Source organism: Promicromonospora sp. Marseille-Q5078 (assembly GCF_050315395.1).
Taxonomy (GTDB): Bacteria; Actinomycetota; Actinomycetes; order Actinomycetales; family Cellulomonadaceae; genus Isoptericola.
This window is the reverse complement of record NZ_JBNPQG010000001.1, coordinates 1,729,606-1,745,176: the sequence shown is the minus strand read 5'-3', so window position 1 is coordinate 1,745,176 and position 15,571 is coordinate 1,729,606. Positions and strand designations below refer to the sequence as shown.

The following is a 15,571-nucleotide window of genomic DNA, read 5'->3' as shown; positions in this document are numbered from 1 at the left end:
AGTCAGAGAACTCACGCCTCGACAGGGGTCAGGCCCTCGCGCGCTCGCGCCGACGACGCTCCTGCAGCTGCGGGTCCGCGACGGGCGCCGCGCCGACGAGCCGGCGGGTGTACTCCTCCTCCGGGTCGCCCAGCACGCGCGCCGTCGGGCCGCTCTCGACGATGCGGCCCGCCTGCATGACGGCCACCCGGTCGCTCACCCGCTCCACGACGGGCAGGTTGTGCGAGACGAAGAGGCACGCGAACCCCAGCCGGGCCTGCAGCTCGGCGAACACCTCGAGCACGCGCGCCTGCACCGACACGTCGAGCGCGTTCGCCGGCTCGTCGGCCACCAGCGCAGCGATGCGACCGGACGATTTCGAGGGATGGCGTCCGAGGACGTCGGCCGTCACCCTACGACGGTTCCGACGCCCTCCAGAGTGCCTGTCCATACTGTGACACGGGCATCCATCAAGTGAGATATCGATGAGCGGAAGCGCCCCGCAGATCTGGGAGAATGGCCGACCATGAGCGACTTCCCGACCCACGAGGCGCCGACCGCGCCCGCGCAGACCCCCGCAGCGCCCCCCGCGACCGGCAGCAGCGCTGCTCAGGTAGCCGGCGACGTCGTGCGCGCGGTGGTCCGGGAGGTACCGGACAAGGTCAGCCTCGACGGGCTGGAGCAGCGGTTCGACGAGCGCTGGTCCGCCGAGGGCACGTACGCGTTCGACCGCACGGCCACGCGCGAGCAGGTCTACTCGATCGACACGCCCCCGCCCACGGTCTCGGGCTCCCTGCACGTGGGGCACGTGTTCAGCTACACCCACACCGACACTGTCGCGCGCTTCTGGCGCATGCGCGGCAAGAAGGTGTTCTACCCGATGGGCTGGGACGACAACGGCCTGCCCACCGAGCGCCGCGTGCAGAACTACTACGGCGTGCGCTGCGACCCCTCGCTGCCCTACGTCGAGGGGTTCGAGCCGCCGCACCAGGGCACCGACGGCAAGAACGTCAAGCCCGGCGACCAGGTGCCGGTCAGCCGCCGCAACTTCATCGAGCTGTGCGAGCGCCTCACCGCCGACGACGAGCGCCAGTTCGAGGAGCTGTGGCGCCGCCTCGGCCTGTCGGTCGACTGGGCCCAGAACTACCAGACCATCGACGCCACCTCCCGCGCGGCGTCACAGCGCGCCTTCCTGCGCAACCTCGCCCGCGGCGAGGCCTACCAGGCCGAGGCGCCGGGCCTGTGGGACGTCACGTTCCAGACGGCCGTCGCGCAGGCGGAACTCGAGGCCCGCGAGTACCCGGGCTTCTACCACCGGGTCGCGTTCCACCGGCCCGACGGCGCGGAGCCGGTCTACATCGAGACCACGCGGCCCGAGCTGATCCCGGCCGTGGTCGCGCTCATCGCACACCCCGACGACGAGCGGTACCAGGGCCTGTTCGGCACCACCGTGACGTCTCCCCTGTTCGGCCTCGAGGTGCCGGTGCTCGCGCACCCGGCCGCCTCCATGGACAAGGGTGCGGGCATCGCGATGTGCTGCACCTTCGGCGACCTCACCGACGTCCAGTGGTGGCGCGAGCTGCAGCTCGCCACGCGCTCGGTCATCCAGCGCGACGGCCGCCTGAGCCGGGAGACCCCGGCCTGGATCACCGGCGGCCCGGGCGAGGCGCTGTACGCCGAGGAGCTCGCGGGCAAGACCGCGTTCTCCGCCCGCACCGCCGTCGTCGACGCGCTGCGCGCCTCGGGCGACCTCGACGGTGAGCCCACCGCCACCCAGCGCATGACGAACTTCTTCGAGAAGGGCGACAAGCCCCTCGAGATCGTCACCTCCCGCCAGTGGTACATCCGCAACGGCGGGCGCGACTGGGAGGCACGGGACCTCAAGGCCGAGCTGCTCGCGCGCGGCAAGGAGCTCGACTTCCACCCCGACTTCATGCGCGTGCGCTACGAGAACTGGGTCAACGGCCTCAACGGCGACTGGCTCATCTCCCGCCAGCGCTTCTTCGGCGTGGCCGTGCCGCTCTGGTACCCGGTGACCGCGTCGGGCGACGTGGACCACGAGCACCCGATCGTGCCGTCGGAGGCCGAGCTGCCCGTCGACCCGACGTCGCAGGCCCCGGCCGGCTACGACGACTCCCAGCGCGGCGAGCCCGGCGGCTTCGTCGGCGACGCCGACGTCATGGACACCTGGGCGACGTCGTCCCTGTCGCCGCTCATCGTCTCCGGCTGGGAGCGGGACGCGGACCTCTTCTCGCGCGTCTACCCGATGGACCTGCGCCCGCAGGGCCAGGACATCATCCGCACCTGGCTCTTCTCCTCGGTGGTGCGCTCCCACCTCGAGTGCGGCGTCCTGCCCTGGAAGCACGCGGCCATCAGCGGCTGGATCCTCGACCCGGACCGCAAGAAGATGTCCAAGTCCAAGGGCAACGTCGTCACGCCGATGGGCCTGCTCGAGGAGCACGGCGCCGACGCGGTCCGCTACTGGGCGGCGGCGGCCCGCCTCGGCACCGACGCCGCGTTCGAGGTCGGCCAGATGAAGATCGGCCGCCGCCTCGCGATCAAGGTGCTCAACGCCTCCAAGTTCGCGCTGACCTTCGGGGTGGACGCCGAGACCGGCGCCGGCGAGATCGTGCTCGACCCGGCCCGGGTCACGGTGCCGCTGGACCGGGCGATGCTCTCCGGGCTGGCGAAGGTCGTGGAGCAGGCCACCGCGGCGTTCGAGGCCTACGACCACACCCGCGCGCTCGAGGTCACCGAGACCTTCTTCTGGACGTTCTGCGACGACTACCTCGAGCTGGTCAAGGACCGCGCGTACGGCGCGGGCGCCGCCGCCACCGAGGTGACGGCCGAGACCGAGTCCGCCCGGACTGCGCTCGCCGTCGCGGTCGACACCCTGCTGCGGCTTCTCGCGCCGTTCCTGCCCTTCGCCACCGAGGAGGTCTGGTCCTGGTGGCGCACCGGCTCCGTGCACCACGCGGCCTGGCCCGCGCCCGCGCCGCTGCGCGCGGCCGCCGGCGACGCCGACCCCGTGCAGCTCACGGCCGCGGGCCACGCCCTCGCCGCGCTGCGCAAGATCAAGTCGGAGGCCAAGGTCTCGATGCGCACGCCGATCCTCGGCGCCTCCATGGCCGTGCCGGCCGCGCTGCTCGACGGCGTGCGGTCCGCGCTGGACGACGTGCGCGGCGCCGGCCGCGCCACCGGCACCCTCGACGTCGTCGAGGCCGCCGAGGGCCAGGGCAACCCGGACGTCCAGGGCGGCATCGTCGTCACGGCCTCCGAGCTGGGCGAGCCGCCGGCCCGCAAGCCGAAGGCCTGACCAGCGCCGAGATAGAGAGGCTCCTCGCCGAGATAGAGAGAGGGGACGGACCGTAGCCGGCTACGGTCCGTCCCCTCTCTCTATCTCGGCGAGGAGCCTCTCTATCTCGGCGAACGGAACCGGTCGCCGTCGCCGCTCATCGTCGCGGCGACCTCCTTCGGCGTCCCGTCGTCGTGCCACCGCAGGGTGGCGCCGACGCCGTCCACCAGGTCGACGGACCCTTCGGGCGCGAAGGTCAGCACCGCGTCCTGGGCGATCGCCGCGCGGAGCAGGGCCGACGTCGCGGGGAGCTCCTCGAGCCCGTCCTCGAGGCCGAGGTCCGTCAGGTCGGCCCGCGACGTGGCGATGTGCATCGGGTCCGGCCCGATCCACAGCGTGCGGCCGCCCAGCAGACCGTTCACCCCGCCCGCTCCCCCGGCCCCGTCGCCGGAGGCGGCGAGGGCGGACGTCGCGTCCAGCGCGATCTCCTCGGCCAGCACCAGCGCCTTCACCTGACCGCGCGCGAGGACGGACACCACGTCGTCGACCGACGACACGGAACCCTCCTCCCGGCCCTGGTCCTGCCGGTACTCGGCGAGCACCACCTCGCGGCGCCGCTCGCGATAGGAGTCGAGGGCGTCCTCGACGCTCGACGCGAAGTCGCCGGCCCGCACGCCCTGGCCGCGGCCGCCGCCCGTGACCTCCACGGTGCGCCGCCCGGCCTCCTGCCCGAGCTCGGCGCGCACCCGCTTCACGGCGCGGACGTCTCCGGTGAGCAGCACGACCTCCGGCCGGGCCTCGGCCACGCGGCGGCCGATCTCGGCCGCGACGGCCTCGGCGTTGCGGTCCCACGAGTCCTCGGCGCGCGACTCGATCGTGGCCCGCTTCGTGCCGGGGCTGGAGGTCTTGCTCACCTCGTCGTGCGGGGCCGCGAAGGTCTCGCGGGCGCCGCTCGCCCGCCCGCCGGCGTCGCAGGGCCAGAAGTCGGCGCCGCTGCGGTCGACGGCGACGCACAGCGCGTCCACCGCCTCGTCGGCGGCGAGCGCCGCCTGCAGCAGCGCCGGCACGGGCAGCCAGACGCCCGTCGCGACAGCGGGCGGGTTGCGCAGCACGCGGTCCACGGCGACCCCGCCGTCCTCCGCGATGAGCACCCTGCCGTGCGCGCCCGTGGCCCGCGTGGGCCGCAGCACCGCCGCCTCGAGCGCGTCGAGCACCCCCGCGGGCGCGGACTGCCGCTCGAGAGATCGCCGCACCGCCCGCCACCGGTTCGCGACGTCCCTGTCGCCCGCCTCGGCCGAGGGCGTCGCGTCCAGGTAGACGGTCGCGAACGGTCCGGGGCGGCCGACGAGGGGCTTGAGCCAGTCGATCTTCATCCGTGGTCCCCCTGGTGTCCGTCGTCGGCTGTGGCATCCAGCGTGCGACGGATCCGGGCTCGGCGCCACCGCGTCGGCCGGGCGATCACGACCCGGCGCGCGCCCCCGCGCGCAGGGTCAGATCTCACCCCTTCAAGCGTAGGTGTCCAGGGGCGGCAGCTCGCCCTTGAGCAGCCCCGCGGCGTGCTCCTCGGCGATGCGCTCGTGGTGCCGGATCACCTCGGAGACGATGAAGTTGCGGAACTGCTCCGTGAACTCCGGGTCGAGGCCCGCGCCCGCGGCGAGGTCCTTGAGCCGGTCCACCTGCTGCCGGTCGCGCGACGGGTCGGCCGGCGGGAGACCGCCCACCGCCTTGAGCTCGCCCACGCGCCGGGTCATCTTGAACCGTTCGGCCAGCAGGTGCACCAGGGCGGCGTCGATGTTGTCGATGCTCGCGCGCAGGTCGAGGATCTCCTGCGGCATCGCTCCCGCCGCGGGGCGGCCGACCGGCGCGGACGTGGTCTCGTCAGAGATGTCGGGCATGGGTCGATCCTACGAGCCCGCGACGGCGTCCGAGCGCGTTCGGACGGGTCGGGCCGGAGCGGGCGTGCGACCTCCGCCACGGTGAGCCCGGTCGCCGACGAGCGTGTAGGGTCCCTGATCGGCCTGGACACGGGCCACGACACCCACCGACCTGGAGCACGGTGCGGCGCCCGCGGCGGCGCCGACCGCACGGAGAGAGAGCAGATGACGGTCGCGACGACGCCGAGCCTCGTGGACGTGCCCGAGGGCACCAGCATCAGCACGCTGCTGGCGGACCGGGTGGCCCGGGCCGGCGACCGGCCGCTGATCGAGCGCCGCGCGGCGACCGACGGGTCCTGGGTGCCGGTCAGCGCCGGGGAGTTCCAGGCCGACGTCCTGACCGTGGCGCGCGGGCTCGTCGCCCGCGGGATCGAGCCGGGCGACCGCGTCGCCGTCATGTCCCGCACGCGCTACGAGTGGACGCTGCTCGACTTCGCGGCGTGGGCCGCCGGCGCCGTCGTCGTCCCGGTCTACGAGACCTCCTCCCCCGACCAGGTGCGCTGGATCCTCGCGGACTCCGGCGCGCGCCTCGTCGTGGTGGAGACGCCGGCCCACGCCGACGCCGTCCGCCAGGTGCGCGACGACCTGCCCGACCTCGAGGACGTCCTGGTGATCTCGACGGGCGCCGTCGACGCCCTGCGCGAGGCCGCGGCCTCCGTGCCCGCGCGCGACGTCGCCGCCCGCCGGGACGCCGTGGGCCGCGACGACCTCGCGACGATCGTGTACACCTCCGGGTCGACCGGGCGCCCCAAGGGCGCCGAGCTCACCCACGGCAACTTCGCGCACCTGACGATGAACGCCCGCCTGGCCCTCCCCGAGCTCCTGGAGGCCGACGGCGCGCGGACGGTCCTGTTCCTGCCCCTCGCGCACGTCTTCGCCCGGCTCATCCAGGTCGCCGTCATCGGCAGCAGCTCCGTCCTCGGCCACCTCCCGGACGTCAAGACGCTCACCGACGACCTGCGGACCTTCCGCCCCACGTTCCTGCTGGCCGTCCCGCGCGTGTTCGAGAAGGTCTACAACTCCGCCGAGCAGCGCGCGGGCTCGCCCGCGCGGCGGCGGGTGTTCGCCTGGGCCGCCCGCGTCTCCGGCCAGTACTCGCGCGCCCTCGACGACGGCGGCGTCCCGGCGGGCCTGCGGGTGCGCCACGCCCTGGCCGACCGGCTGGTGCTCGCGCAGCTGCGGGCCGCGATGGGCGGCTCCCTGCGGTACGCGATCTCGGGCGGCGCGCCGCTCGGCGACCGCCTGGGCCACTTCTTCCGCGGCGCGGGGCTGACGGTGCTCGAGGGGTACGGCCTCACCGAGACCACGGCGCCGACCGCGGTGAACCTGCCCTCCGACCTGCGCATCGGCACGGTCGGCCCGCCGTTCCCGGGCACGTCGGTGCGGGTGGACGACGACGGGTCGGTGCTCGTCGCCGGGCCCCACCTGTTCCGTGGCTACCGCGGCCGCCCGGACCTCACCTCCCGCGCCGTGGTGGACGGGTGGTTCCGCACGGGCGACGTCGGAGCGCTGGACCACGGGCACCTGCGCATCACGGGACGCACCAAGGAGATCATCGTGACCGCGGGCGGCAAGAACGTGGCCCCCGCGCCGCTGGAGGACCGGGTGCGTGCCCACCCCCTGGTCTCGCAGGTCGTGGTGGTCGGCGACGGCCGACCGTTCATCGGCGCCCTCGTCACGCTGGACGCGGAGATGCTGCCCGGCTGGCTGGCCACCCAGGGGATGTCGCCGATGTCGGCGGGTGCGGCGCGGACCGACCCGCGCGTGCTCGCGGCGCTGGACGCCGCGGTCGAGGAGGCGAACACGGCCGTGTCGCGCGCCGAGTCGATCCGCAAGTTCCGCGTGCTCGAGAGCGACTTCACGGAGGCGAACGAGTACCTCACGCCGTCGCTCAAGGTGAAGCGGGACCTCGTGCTGCGCGACTTCGCGGACGAGGTCGACGCCCTGTACGCGGCGCCGCGCTCCTGACGGCTCTGCGGCCGCGTACCCGGCGGGGCCCGGCCGGGCGGGTCAGGCCGACTTCTCCCGCGGGGGGCGGCGGCGCACGGGCGACGTGCGCGGCACGAGCGTCGGGTTGACGTTCTCCAGCACGACCTCGCGCGAGACGACCACCCGCTCCACGTCGTCGCGGCTCGGCACGTCGAACATCACCTGCTGGAGGACCTCCTCCATGATGGCGCGCAGGCCGCGCGCCCCGGTGCCGCGCAGCAGGGCCTGCTCGGCGATCGCCTCGACCGCCTCCTGGTCGAACTCGAGCTCGACGCCGTCGATCTCGAACATGCGCTGGAACTGCTTGACGAGCGCGTTACGGGGCTCCGTGAGGATCCGCACCAGCGCCTCACGGTCCAGGGGCGACACGGACGCGATGACGGGCAGGCGGCCGATGAACTCGGGGATCAGTCCGTACTTCTGCAGGTCCTCGGGCCGGACCTCGGCGAACAGGTCGTCGTCGACCGTGCTCTCCATGGGGGCACTGAAGCCGATGCCGCGCTTGCGCGCGCGGGAGGCCACGATGTCGTCGAGGCCGGCGAACGCGCCCGCGACGATGAACAGCACGTTCGTGGTGTCGATCTGGATGAACTCCTGGTGCGGGTGCTTGCGCCCGCCCTGCGGGGGCACCGACGCCGTCGTGCCCTCGATGATCTTCAGGAGTGCCTGCTGCACGCCCTCGCCGGACACGTCGCGCGTGATCGACGGGTTCTCCGCCTTCCGGGCCACCTTGTCGACCTCGTCGATGTAGATGATCCCCGTCTCGGCCTTCTTGACGTCGTAGTCGGCGGCCTGGATGAGCTTGAGCAGGATGTTCTCGACGTCCTCGCCCACGTACCCGGCCTCCGTGAGCGCCGTGGCGTCCGCGATGGCGAACGGGACGTTCAGCATCTTCGCCAGGGTCTGCGCCAGGTACGTCTTGCCGGTGCCGGTGGGGCCGATGAGCAGGATGTTCGACTTCGCGATCTCGACGGCGTCGTCGCCGTCGCGCGCGGCCTCGCCCGCCTGCACCCGCTTGTAGTGGTTGTAGACCGCCACGGCCAGCGCCCGCTTGGCCGGCTCCTGACCGATGACGTACTGCTCGAGGAAGTCGAAGATCTCCCGGGGCTTCGGCAGCTCCGTGAGCCCCAGCTCCGCGGCCTCGCCGAGCTCCTCCTCGATGATCTCGTTGCAGAGGTCGATGCACTCGTCGCAGATGTACACGCCGGGGCCTGCGATCAGCTTCTTGACCTGTTTCTGCGACTTCCCGCAGAACGAGCACTTGAGCAGGTCTGCGCCGTCACCGATCCGAGCCACCGGGAGCCTCCATGTCCTGAGTGCTGATCCTGCGTCCATTCCACACCACGGGGGCGCCGTTGTCAGCCGAGTACCCCGGTGCGTCGTGTCACGGGCCCGCGATCCTCTCCGCGAGAGGACCGCGGGCCCCGTGACCGTGCAGGTCAGCGCGCCGCGAGGGCGGCCGGCTTGCGGCTCTCGAGCACCTGGTCCACCAGGCCGTAGTCCTTCGCCTGCGCGGCGGTGAGGATCTTGTCGCGCTCGATGTCCTCGCGGATCTGGTCCACGGTCTTGCCGGTGTGCGACGCCAGCGTCTCCTCGAGCCACTCGCGCATGCGGATGAGCTCGTTGGCGTGGATCTCGATGTCCGAGGCCTGCGCGTAGCCGCCGCCCTCCATCGCGGGCTGGTGGATCAGCACGCGCGCGTTCGGCAGGGCGAGGCGCTTGCCGGGCTGGCCGGCGGCCAGCAGCACGGCGGCGGCGGACGCCGCCTGGCCCAGGCACACGGTCTGGATCTGCGGCTTGATGAACTGCATCGTGTCGTACAGCGCCGTCATGGCCGTGAACGACCCGCCCGGGCTGTTGATGTAGATCATGATGTCGCGGTCGGGGTCCTGGCTCTCCAGGACCAGCAGCTGCGCCATGATGTCGTCCGCCGACGCGTCGTCGACCTGGACACCCATGAAGATGATGCGGTCCTCGAACAGCTTCGTGTAGGGGTCCTGGCGCTTGAACCCGTACGCGGTGCGCTCCTCGAACTGCGGCAGCACGTACCGCGACGACGGGGCGCCGTGCGGCAGCGCGACGCCACCGGGGCGGCCCGCGGCGCCGGCCAGGCTCTGCGCCCGGAGGGCGAACTGGTACTCCTCGGAGTGGCTCACGGTTGTCTCCTCAAGTGAAGGTCGGTGGTGTCCTCGCGGGACGGGGCGATCGGGGCGCGTCCGCTCAGGACGCCGCCGTGCCGCCGCCGCCCGAGACCGAGGAGGCGTTGGTGACCACGTGATCGACGAAGCCGTACTCGAGGGCCTCGTCCGCGGTGAACCAGCTGTCGCGGTCGTTGTCCTTGAGGATCTGCTCGAGCGGCTTGCCGGTCTGCTCCGACGTCAGCTCGGCGAGCACCTTCTTCATGTGCATGATCAGCTGCGCGCCGATCCGCACGTCGGTCGCGGTGCCGCCGACGCCGCCGGAGGGCTGGTGCATCAGCACGCGCGCGTGCGGGGTGATGTAGCGCTTGCCCTTGGCGCCCGAGGACAGCAGGAACTGCCCCATCGACGCCGCCATACCCATCGCGATGGTCGCGACGTCGGGCTGGATGTACTGCATCGTGTCGTAGATCGCCATGCCGGCCGTGATGGATCCGCCGGGGCTGTTGATGTACAGCCAGATGTCCTTGTCCGGGTCCTCCGCGGCCAGCAGCATCATCTGGGCGCAGATGGCGTTCGCGTTCTCGTCGCGCACCTCCGAGCCGAGCCAGATGATGCGCTCCTTGAGGAGCCGGTTGTAGATGGAGTCGTTGAGGCCGAGGCCCGGGCCATCGGCGCGCGCCACCGGCGTCGCACCGTCCATCCGCAGCAAGTCGTTCACGTCCGTCTCCTTCGTCATCGCCGTCGATCGACCCTAACGTGCGGCAGCCACGCGAAACGTCCCGGCGGAGGGCCTTTTCGCTGCGGGCGCACACGGGTGCGGGGTCGGGCGGCGGTCTGCGCGGTGGCCGGCGCGGTGGCCGGCGCGGTGGCCGGCGCGGCGGTCAGCGCCCGGCTGCGCGGCACAGCGTCGCTGCTGCGCGGCGCGCGGTGCCGAACGGTTCGCCCGGGACGCCGGTCCCCGACGCCGCGAGGGCGCCGTCGTAGAGGAGCACGAGCGCGTCCGCGAGCTCGCCCGGCCGGGCGAGCCCCGCCTCCCGGCACTCGTGGGACACCAGGCGGCGCACCCACTCCTTCTGGCGCGCGACCTCGGCGGCGACGGGGTGCGCCGGGTCGTCGACCTCCGCCAGCGCGTTGATCGCGGCGCAGCCCCGCCCGCCCTCGGCCGCCGTCCAGCCCTCGACGGCGTCGAAGAGGACGAGCACCCGGTCGATCCCGGCCTCGGGGTGCGCGGCCAGGGCGGCGCGCAGGTGCTCCTCCCACCGCACGTCGCGTGCGCGGAGGTAGGCGACCTCCAGCGCCTCCTTCGAGCCGAACCGGTCGTACAGCGTCTTCTTGGTGACGCCCGCCTCGGCGGCGATGGTGTCGACGCCGACGGCGTGCAGCCCGCGGGCGTAGAAGAGGCGGGAGGCCGCGTCCAGGATCCTGCGCGCGGCCGGCGTGAGGGCGGTCTGCTCGGTCATGCGCCCGACTATACAGATCGGTATACCGCACTGGTGCGGGGGGTGCAGGCGTGTCATGCCCCGGCGCTCCTCGCGACGCCGGGGGCGCCACGCCCGGCGGGGACGACGACGGCCCGCACCGTCCGTGAGGACGATGCGGGCCGTCGGTGTCCGGGTAGGTCAGGCCTTGGCCGTCTCCTCCGAGGACTCCTCGGACTCCTCGGCGGGCTCGACGACCTCGGTCGCGCCCTCGGCCTCGGCGTTCGCGGCGTCGTCCTCCTCGGAACCGATGAACTCGGTCAGGTCGACGACGTTGCCCTCGGAGTCCTTGACCTCGATGTCGCGCAGGGCGACGGCGAGCGCCTTCGAGCGGGCGACCTCACCGACCATGGCGGGGATCTGGCCACCCTGGTCGAGGGACGAGATGAACTGGTTCGGGTCCATGCCGTACTGCTGCGAGGCCTGGACCAGGTACTCGACGAGCTCGCCCTGGCCGACCTGGACCTCGAGCTTCTCGGCCAGCGTGTCGAGCAGGATCTGGTTCTGGAGGGCCTTGGTGGCGTCCACGGTCACCTCGGCGCGGTGCTCGTCGTCCTCGAGCCGGTTCTCCGACTCCAGGTGACGGTGCACCTCGGCCTCGACGGCGCCCGACGGCACCGGCACCTCGACGGCCTCCAGCAGCTTCTCGAGCAGCAGGTCGCGCGCGGCGACGGCCTGGTTCGACGTCTTGATCGACGCAACCTGCTCGCGCAGGTCCGCCGTCAGCTCCTCGAGCGTGTCGAACTCGGAGGCAAGCTGCGCGAAGTCGTCGTCCGGCGTCGGCAGGTCGCGCTCCTTGACGGCGGTGGCCGTGACGGTGACCTGCGCCTCCTCGCCCTCGTGCTCGCCGCCGGCGAGCTTCGTGGCGAAGGTCGTGGTCTCGTCCGTCGACAGGCCGGTGAGGGCCTCGTCCAGGCCGTCCAGCATGTTGCCGGCGCCGATCTGGTAGGAGACGCCGGAGACCGAGTCGATCTCCTCGTCGCCGATGACGGCCCTGAGGTCGATGACGACGTAGTCGCCCTCGGCCGCCGGGCGGTCGACGCCCACGAGGGTGCCGAAGCGCTCGCGCAGCGCGTCCAGGCGCTCGGTGACGTCCTCGTCGGACACCTCGGTGGTCTCCACCGTGATGTCGATGTCGGACAGCTCGGGGAGGGTGATCTCCGGGCGGACCTCGACCTCGGCGGTGAACGCCAGCTGGCCCTCGCCGGCCTTGGCGGGGATCTCGGTGACCTCGACCTCGGGCTGGCCCAGCGGGCGCAGCGACTCCGACGTCACGGCGTCGCGGTAGAAGCCCGAGAGAGCGTCGTTCACCGCGTGCTCGACGACAGCACCCCAGCCGACCCGCTGGTCGATGATGCGCGGGGGAACCTTGCCCTTGCGGAACCCCGGGATGTTCACCTGCTCGGCGATGTGCTTGTACGCGTGCTCGATGCTCGGCTTGAGCTCGTCGTACTCCACCTCGACGGTCAGCTTGACCTTGGTGGGATCCAGGGTCTCGACGGCGCTCTTCACTTCGATGGTCTCCAACGGTTCGGGTGCGTGCGCGCGCGTCTCACCGGCGCGAGCCGGCCTGGTTGCTGCGGCGCGGGGTGCGGGGCCGTACGACGGACGTACGGGCAACCCGTCCATCCTACGCCACGGTCGGAGCCGCCGGTCCGCCGCCCTCGTCGCCCCGGCACCGACCGCCGCGCGGCACGTCAGGGGCAGGTGTAGGTGACGTTGCCCTGGACGTGCTCGCCGGACCCGAGCTCGTTGCAGACCTCGATGAAGTGGCCGGCGGCGACACCGAGGATCACGCCCAGGACGATCGTGCCGAGGAGCACCAGCGCGCTCACGATGATGCCGGCGATCGCGACGCCGTTCGGCTGGCCGACCTTGCGCGACTTCACCAGGCCGACGATCGACAGGACGAGGCCGACGATCGACAGCGGGCCGAGGAAGCCGAGCACCAGGCCCACGATGCCGAGCGTCGTGCCCGGGTTCTCGGGCTTCTGGCCGTAGGCCGGCGCGTACTGCCCCGGCGGCGCGGGGTACGGCTGACCGGCCCCGGGCTGACCGGGGTACGGCTGGGGGTACGCCTGACCGGTCGCGGACGGGTACGCCTGGCCGGGGGCGGGCTGCTGGGGCCGGGCGTCACCGGGGGCGTGGACGGGCCGCCCTGCTCGGGCGTGCCCGGCGTCTCGGGGTCCGGGGTGGTCATGAGGTTCTCCTCGCGCTCGTCCGTACCTCGTCGTCGGCACGTCGTCGGGGTGACAGGATTCGAACCTGCGACCCTCTGCTCCCAAAGCAGATGCGCTACCAAGCTGCGCCACACCCCGCGGCCCGCGGCGACTGCCGTGGGGCCTCGGTCAGTGTAGTGCGGCCACCCTCGGGAACCGCCACGACGTGCGCGGACGACGGTCCGGGAGCCGGAGCACCTTTGCTAGGGTGAGCCCCGCGTTCCCACCCCGCGGCGATGTCCCGGGGCGGTCGTGCGGGCGTAGCTCAATGGTAGAGCCCCAGTCTTCCAAACTGGCTACGCGGGTTCGATTCCCGTCGCCCGCTCCCCTCCTGATCCTCGCTCCACCCTTCCCCTCCTGTCTCGCGCCTCGGCGCTGCCGTGCGCACACTCGTGCCTCCGCTCCCATCGACGATGTCGATCGGTGAGATGCTCCTTGTCGATCGGTCGCTACCTGGTTAGGCTCGGCGCCGCACTCAGCGACAGACCGCAGCACCAAGAGGGAGGGCCGGGCATGACGATCGTCGACCCCCGCGTCGCCCCCTCGTCCTCGCACGGGACGGTGCCGGCGTCGACGCCCCGCACCCTGACGTGCGCCGCGGCGACGACGCCGCGATGCTGTCGATAGAGCGTCCACGCCACGTCCGACCCGTCGGCTGACGGGTCCCGACGACCGTGCGGCGCTCGCACCGACCTGCCGACGCCCGCGCGCTCCCGTCAGGGGGCTCCTCGACCGCACGCGACGGCCACCGCACCACCTTCGCCCGCACGCTCTCCCCTCGAGAAGGATCACCATGGCACGCATCTACGACGACGCGACGAAGCTCATCGGCCGCACCCCGCTCGTCCGGCTCAACCGCCTCACCGCCGGCCTCGACGCGACGGTCGTCGCGAAGCTCGAGTTCTACAACCCGGCCAACTCCGTGAAGGACCGCATCGGCGTCTCGATCATCGACGCCGCCGAGGCCTCGGGCGCGCTGCAGCCCGGCGGCACGATCGTCGAGGGCACGTCCGGCAACACCGGCATCGCCCTCGCCTGGGTCGGCGCCGCGCGCGGCTACAAGGTCGTCCTCACGATGCCGGAGACGATGTCGAAGGAGCGCCGCGCCCTGCTCCGCGCCTACGGCGCCGAGCTGGTGCTCACGCCCGGCGCGGACGGCATGAAGGGCGCGGTCGCCGCGGCCGAGCAGATCGCCGCGGAGCGACCGGGCGCGATCCTCGCCCGCCAGTTCGCGAACGAGGCCAACCCGAAGATCCACCGCGAGACCACCGCGGAGGAGATCTGGGCCGACACCGACGGCGAGGTCGACGTTGTCGTCGCCGGCATCGGCACGGGCGGCACGATCACGGGCGTCGGCCAGGTGCTCAAGGAGCGCAAGACCGGCGTGCGGATCGTCGCGGTCGAGCCCGCCGAGTCGCCGATCCTCAACGGGGCTCCCCGGCCCGCACAAGATCCAGGGCCTCGGCGCGAACTTCGTGCCCGAGATCCTCGACACCTCCGTCTACGACGAGGTGCTCGACGTCGACGCCGAGACCTCCGTCGAGCTCGCCCGTCGCGCGGCGAAGGAGGAGGGCCTGCTGGTCGGGATCTCCTCGGGCGCCGCGATCGCGGGGGCGCTGGAGGTCGCGAAGCGGCCCGAGAACGCCGGCAAGCTGATCGTCGTCGTCATCCCCGACTTCGGTGAGCGGTACCTGTCGACGATCCTGTACTCGGACCTGCTGGACTGACGTGTCGAGCCACCGCACCGCGCACGCCGACGCCCGTGACGGCATCGACGGCGACGTCGACCACCCGATGCCGGACGGGCACCGCCCGGGCCTGCGGCACCTGATCGAGATCCTCGCGGAGGACCTCGAGGCGGCGCACGCCCACGACCCGGCGGCACGCTCCCGGTTCGAGGTCGCGCTCGGCTACCCGGGCGTGCACGCCGTGTGGGCCCACCGGGTGAGCCACCGCATGTGGCACCGCCCGGGGCTGCGCCTGCCGGCACGCCTGGTGTCGCAGGCCGCGCGGTGGGTCACCGGGATCGAGATCCACCCGGGGGCGCGGATCGGCCGGCGGCTCTTCATCGACCACGGCATGGGCGTGGTGATCGGCCAGACCGCCGTCGTCGGCAACGACTGCGTCCTGTTCCACGGTTCCACGCTGGGCGGGCGCTCGATGACCCGGGGCAAGCGGCACCCGACCCTGGGCGACCGGGTGATGGTGGGCGCGGGGGCGAAGATCCTCGGCCCGCTGTGGATCGGCGACGACGCGCAGATCGGGGCGAACGCCGTCGTCGTGCACGACGTCCCCACCGGGATGGTCGCGGTCGGCGTGCCCGCCCACGTGCGGTCGCCCGGCCACCGGCCGGACCACGGCCAGCACGTGGAGGACGCGTCCGAGCTGCTCGAGTACGTGATCTGAGCCGGCCCCCGGACCGTCCGCCCACGGCCCGCCCGCCCCGCCCTCGGCGGCGGCGTGCGGGCCGTCGCCGTCCCGGCCGAGGGCGCGCCGGAACGAACTTGTTCTAGTTCTCGTAGAACAACTAGCATGA

The 15,571-nt window shown here is 72.7% G+C and carries 12 protein-coding genes, 2 tRNA genes and 1 pseudogene; 5 read left to right on the top strand and 10 right to left on the bottom strand.

Going from position 1 to position 15,571, the window contains the following annotated elements; all coding sequences use genetic code 11:
* Positions 1-28 precede the first annotated feature (28 nt).
* Positions 29-391, bottom strand: a complete 363-nt coding sequence (locus ACQFYA_RS08055; RefSeq protein WP_499122843.1) for a hypothetical protein — start codon at positions 389-391, stop codon at positions 29-31.
* A gap of 114 nt (positions 392-505) precedes the next feature.
* Between ACQFYA_RS08055 and valS the strand changes: the two genes are divergently transcribed.
* Positions 506-3,295: a valine--tRNA ligase gene (gene valS / locus ACQFYA_RS08050; RefSeq protein WP_499122840.1), complete on the top strand. Its 2,790-nt coding sequence runs from the start codon at positions 506-508 to the stop codon at positions 3,293-3,295.
* A gap of 101 nt (positions 3,296-3,396) precedes the next feature.
* Here valS and ACQFYA_RS08045 read toward each other — a convergent pair whose 3' ends face one another.
* Together ACQFYA_RS08045 and ACQFYA_RS08040 are read right to left on the bottom strand one after the other, a co-directional pair.
* Positions 3,397-4,647: a baeRF2 domain-containing protein gene (locus ACQFYA_RS08045; protein WP_499122839.1), complete on the bottom strand. Its 1,251-nt coding sequence runs from the start codon at positions 4,645-4,647 to the stop codon at positions 3,397-3,399.
* A gap of 132 nt (positions 4,648-4,779) precedes the next feature.
* Positions 4,780-5,169, bottom strand: coding sequence for a chorismate mutase (locus tag ACQFYA_RS08040; RefSeq protein WP_499122836.1), 390 nt, complete (start codon positions 5,167-5,169; stop codon positions 4,780-4,782).
* Positions 5,170-5,373: 204 nt separating this feature from the next.
* Here ACQFYA_RS08040 and ACQFYA_RS08035 point away from each other — a divergent pair, with 204 nt between their 5' ends.
* On the top strand, positions 5,374-7,176 hold the full coding sequence (locus tag ACQFYA_RS08035; protein ID WP_499122834.1) for an AMP-dependent synthetase/ligase: 1,803 nt from the start codon (positions 5,374-5,376) through the stop codon (positions 7,174-7,176).
* Between the two features lie 42 nt (positions 7,177-7,218).
* On the opposite strand, the gene clpX is transcribed toward ACQFYA_RS08035, so the two are convergent.
* The 7 genes from clpX to ACQFYA_RS08000 all read right to left on the bottom strand — a co-directional run bounded on the left by clpX (position 7,219) and on the right by ACQFYA_RS08000 (position 13,134).
* Positions 7,219-8,493, bottom strand: a complete 1,275-nt coding sequence (gene clpX, locus ACQFYA_RS08030) for an ATP-dependent Clp protease ATP-binding subunit ClpX (protein WP_499122832.1) — start codon at positions 8,491-8,493, stop codon at positions 7,219-7,221.
* A 143-nt stretch (positions 8,494-8,636) separates the two neighbouring features.
* Complete coding sequence (locus tag ACQFYA_RS08025; RefSeq protein WP_499122830.1) at positions 8,637-9,353, bottom strand: ATP-dependent Clp protease proteolytic subunit; 717 nt, start codon at positions 9,351-9,353, stop codon at positions 8,637-8,639.
* 64 nt (positions 9,354-9,417) lie between these two features.
* Positions 9,418-10,038 carry an ATP-dependent Clp protease proteolytic subunit gene (locus ACQFYA_RS08020; RefSeq protein WP_499127477.1) on the bottom strand — a complete coding sequence of 207 codons (621 nt, stop codon included), beginning with the start codon at positions 10,036-10,038 and terminating at the stop codon, positions 9,418-9,420.
* 181 nt (positions 10,039-10,219) lie between these two features.
* On the bottom strand, positions 10,220-10,798 hold the full coding sequence (locus ACQFYA_RS08015; RefSeq protein ID WP_499122829.1) for a TetR/AcrR family transcriptional regulator: 579 nt from the start codon (positions 10,796-10,798) through the stop codon (positions 10,220-10,222).
* A gap of 159 nt (positions 10,799-10,957) precedes the next feature.
* Complete coding sequence (tig, locus tag ACQFYA_RS08010; protein WP_499122827.1) at positions 10,958-12,328, bottom strand: trigger factor; 1,371 nt, start codon at positions 12,326-12,328, stop codon at positions 10,958-10,960.
* A 185-nt stretch (positions 12,329-12,513) separates the two neighbouring features.
* On the bottom strand, positions 12,514-13,056 hold the full coding sequence (locus ACQFYA_RS08005; protein WP_499122825.1) for a DUF4190 domain-containing protein: 543 nt from the start codon (positions 13,054-13,056) through the stop codon (positions 12,514-12,516).
* A gap of 4 nt (positions 13,057-13,060) precedes the next feature.
* Positions 13,061-13,134 (bottom strand) — tRNA-Pro (locus ACQFYA_RS08000).
* Between the two features lie 155 nt (positions 13,135-13,289).
* On the opposite strand from ACQFYA_RS08000, the gene ACQFYA_RS07995 reads away from it, so the two are divergent.
* The 3 genes and pseudogenes from ACQFYA_RS07995 to epsC all read left to right on the top strand — a co-directional run bounded on the left by ACQFYA_RS07995 (position 13,290) and on the right by epsC (position 15,441).
* Positions 13,290-13,360 (top strand) — tRNA-Gly (locus tag ACQFYA_RS07995).
* A gap of 468 nt (positions 13,361-13,828) precedes the next feature.
* Positions 13,829-14,762, top strand: a pseudogene (gene cysK / locus ACQFYA_RS07990) (cysteine synthase A).
* 67 nt (positions 14,763-14,829) lie between these two features.
* Entirely contained in the window at positions 14,830-15,441 is a 612-nt protein-coding gene (gene epsC / locus ACQFYA_RS07985) for a serine O-acetyltransferase EpsC (RefSeq protein ID WP_499127476.1), read from the top strand.
* The last annotated feature ends 130 nt before the right edge of the window (positions 15,442-15,571 follow it).

Coding starts and splice junctions, on each gene's coding strand:
- ACQFYA_RS08020 (WP_499127477.1), bottom strand. CDS start 10,038: ATGGACGGTGCGACGCCGGTGGCGCGCGCCGATGGCCCGGGCCTCGGC.
- epsC (WP_499127476.1), top strand. CDS start 14,830: ATGCCGGACGGGCACCGCCCGGGCCTGCGGCACCTGATCGAGATCCTC.
- ACQFYA_RS08045 (WP_499122839.1), bottom strand. CDS start 4,647: ATGAAGATCGACTGGCTCAAGCCCCTCGTCGGCCGCCCCGGACCGTTC.
- ACQFYA_RS08015 (WP_499122829.1), bottom strand. CDS start 10,798: ATGACCGAGCAGACCGCCCTCACGCCGGCCGCGCGCAGGATCCTGGAC.
- ACQFYA_RS08035 (WP_499122834.1), top strand. CDS start 5,374: ATGACGGTCGCGACGACGCCGAGCCTCGTGGACGTGCCCGAGGGCACC.
- valS (WP_499122840.1), top strand. CDS start 506: ATGAGCGACTTCCCGACCCACGAGGCGCCGACCGCGCCCGCGCAGACC.
- ACQFYA_RS08040 (WP_499122836.1), bottom strand. CDS start 5,169: ATGCCCGACATCTCTGACGAGACCACGTCCGCGCCGGTCGGCCGCCCC.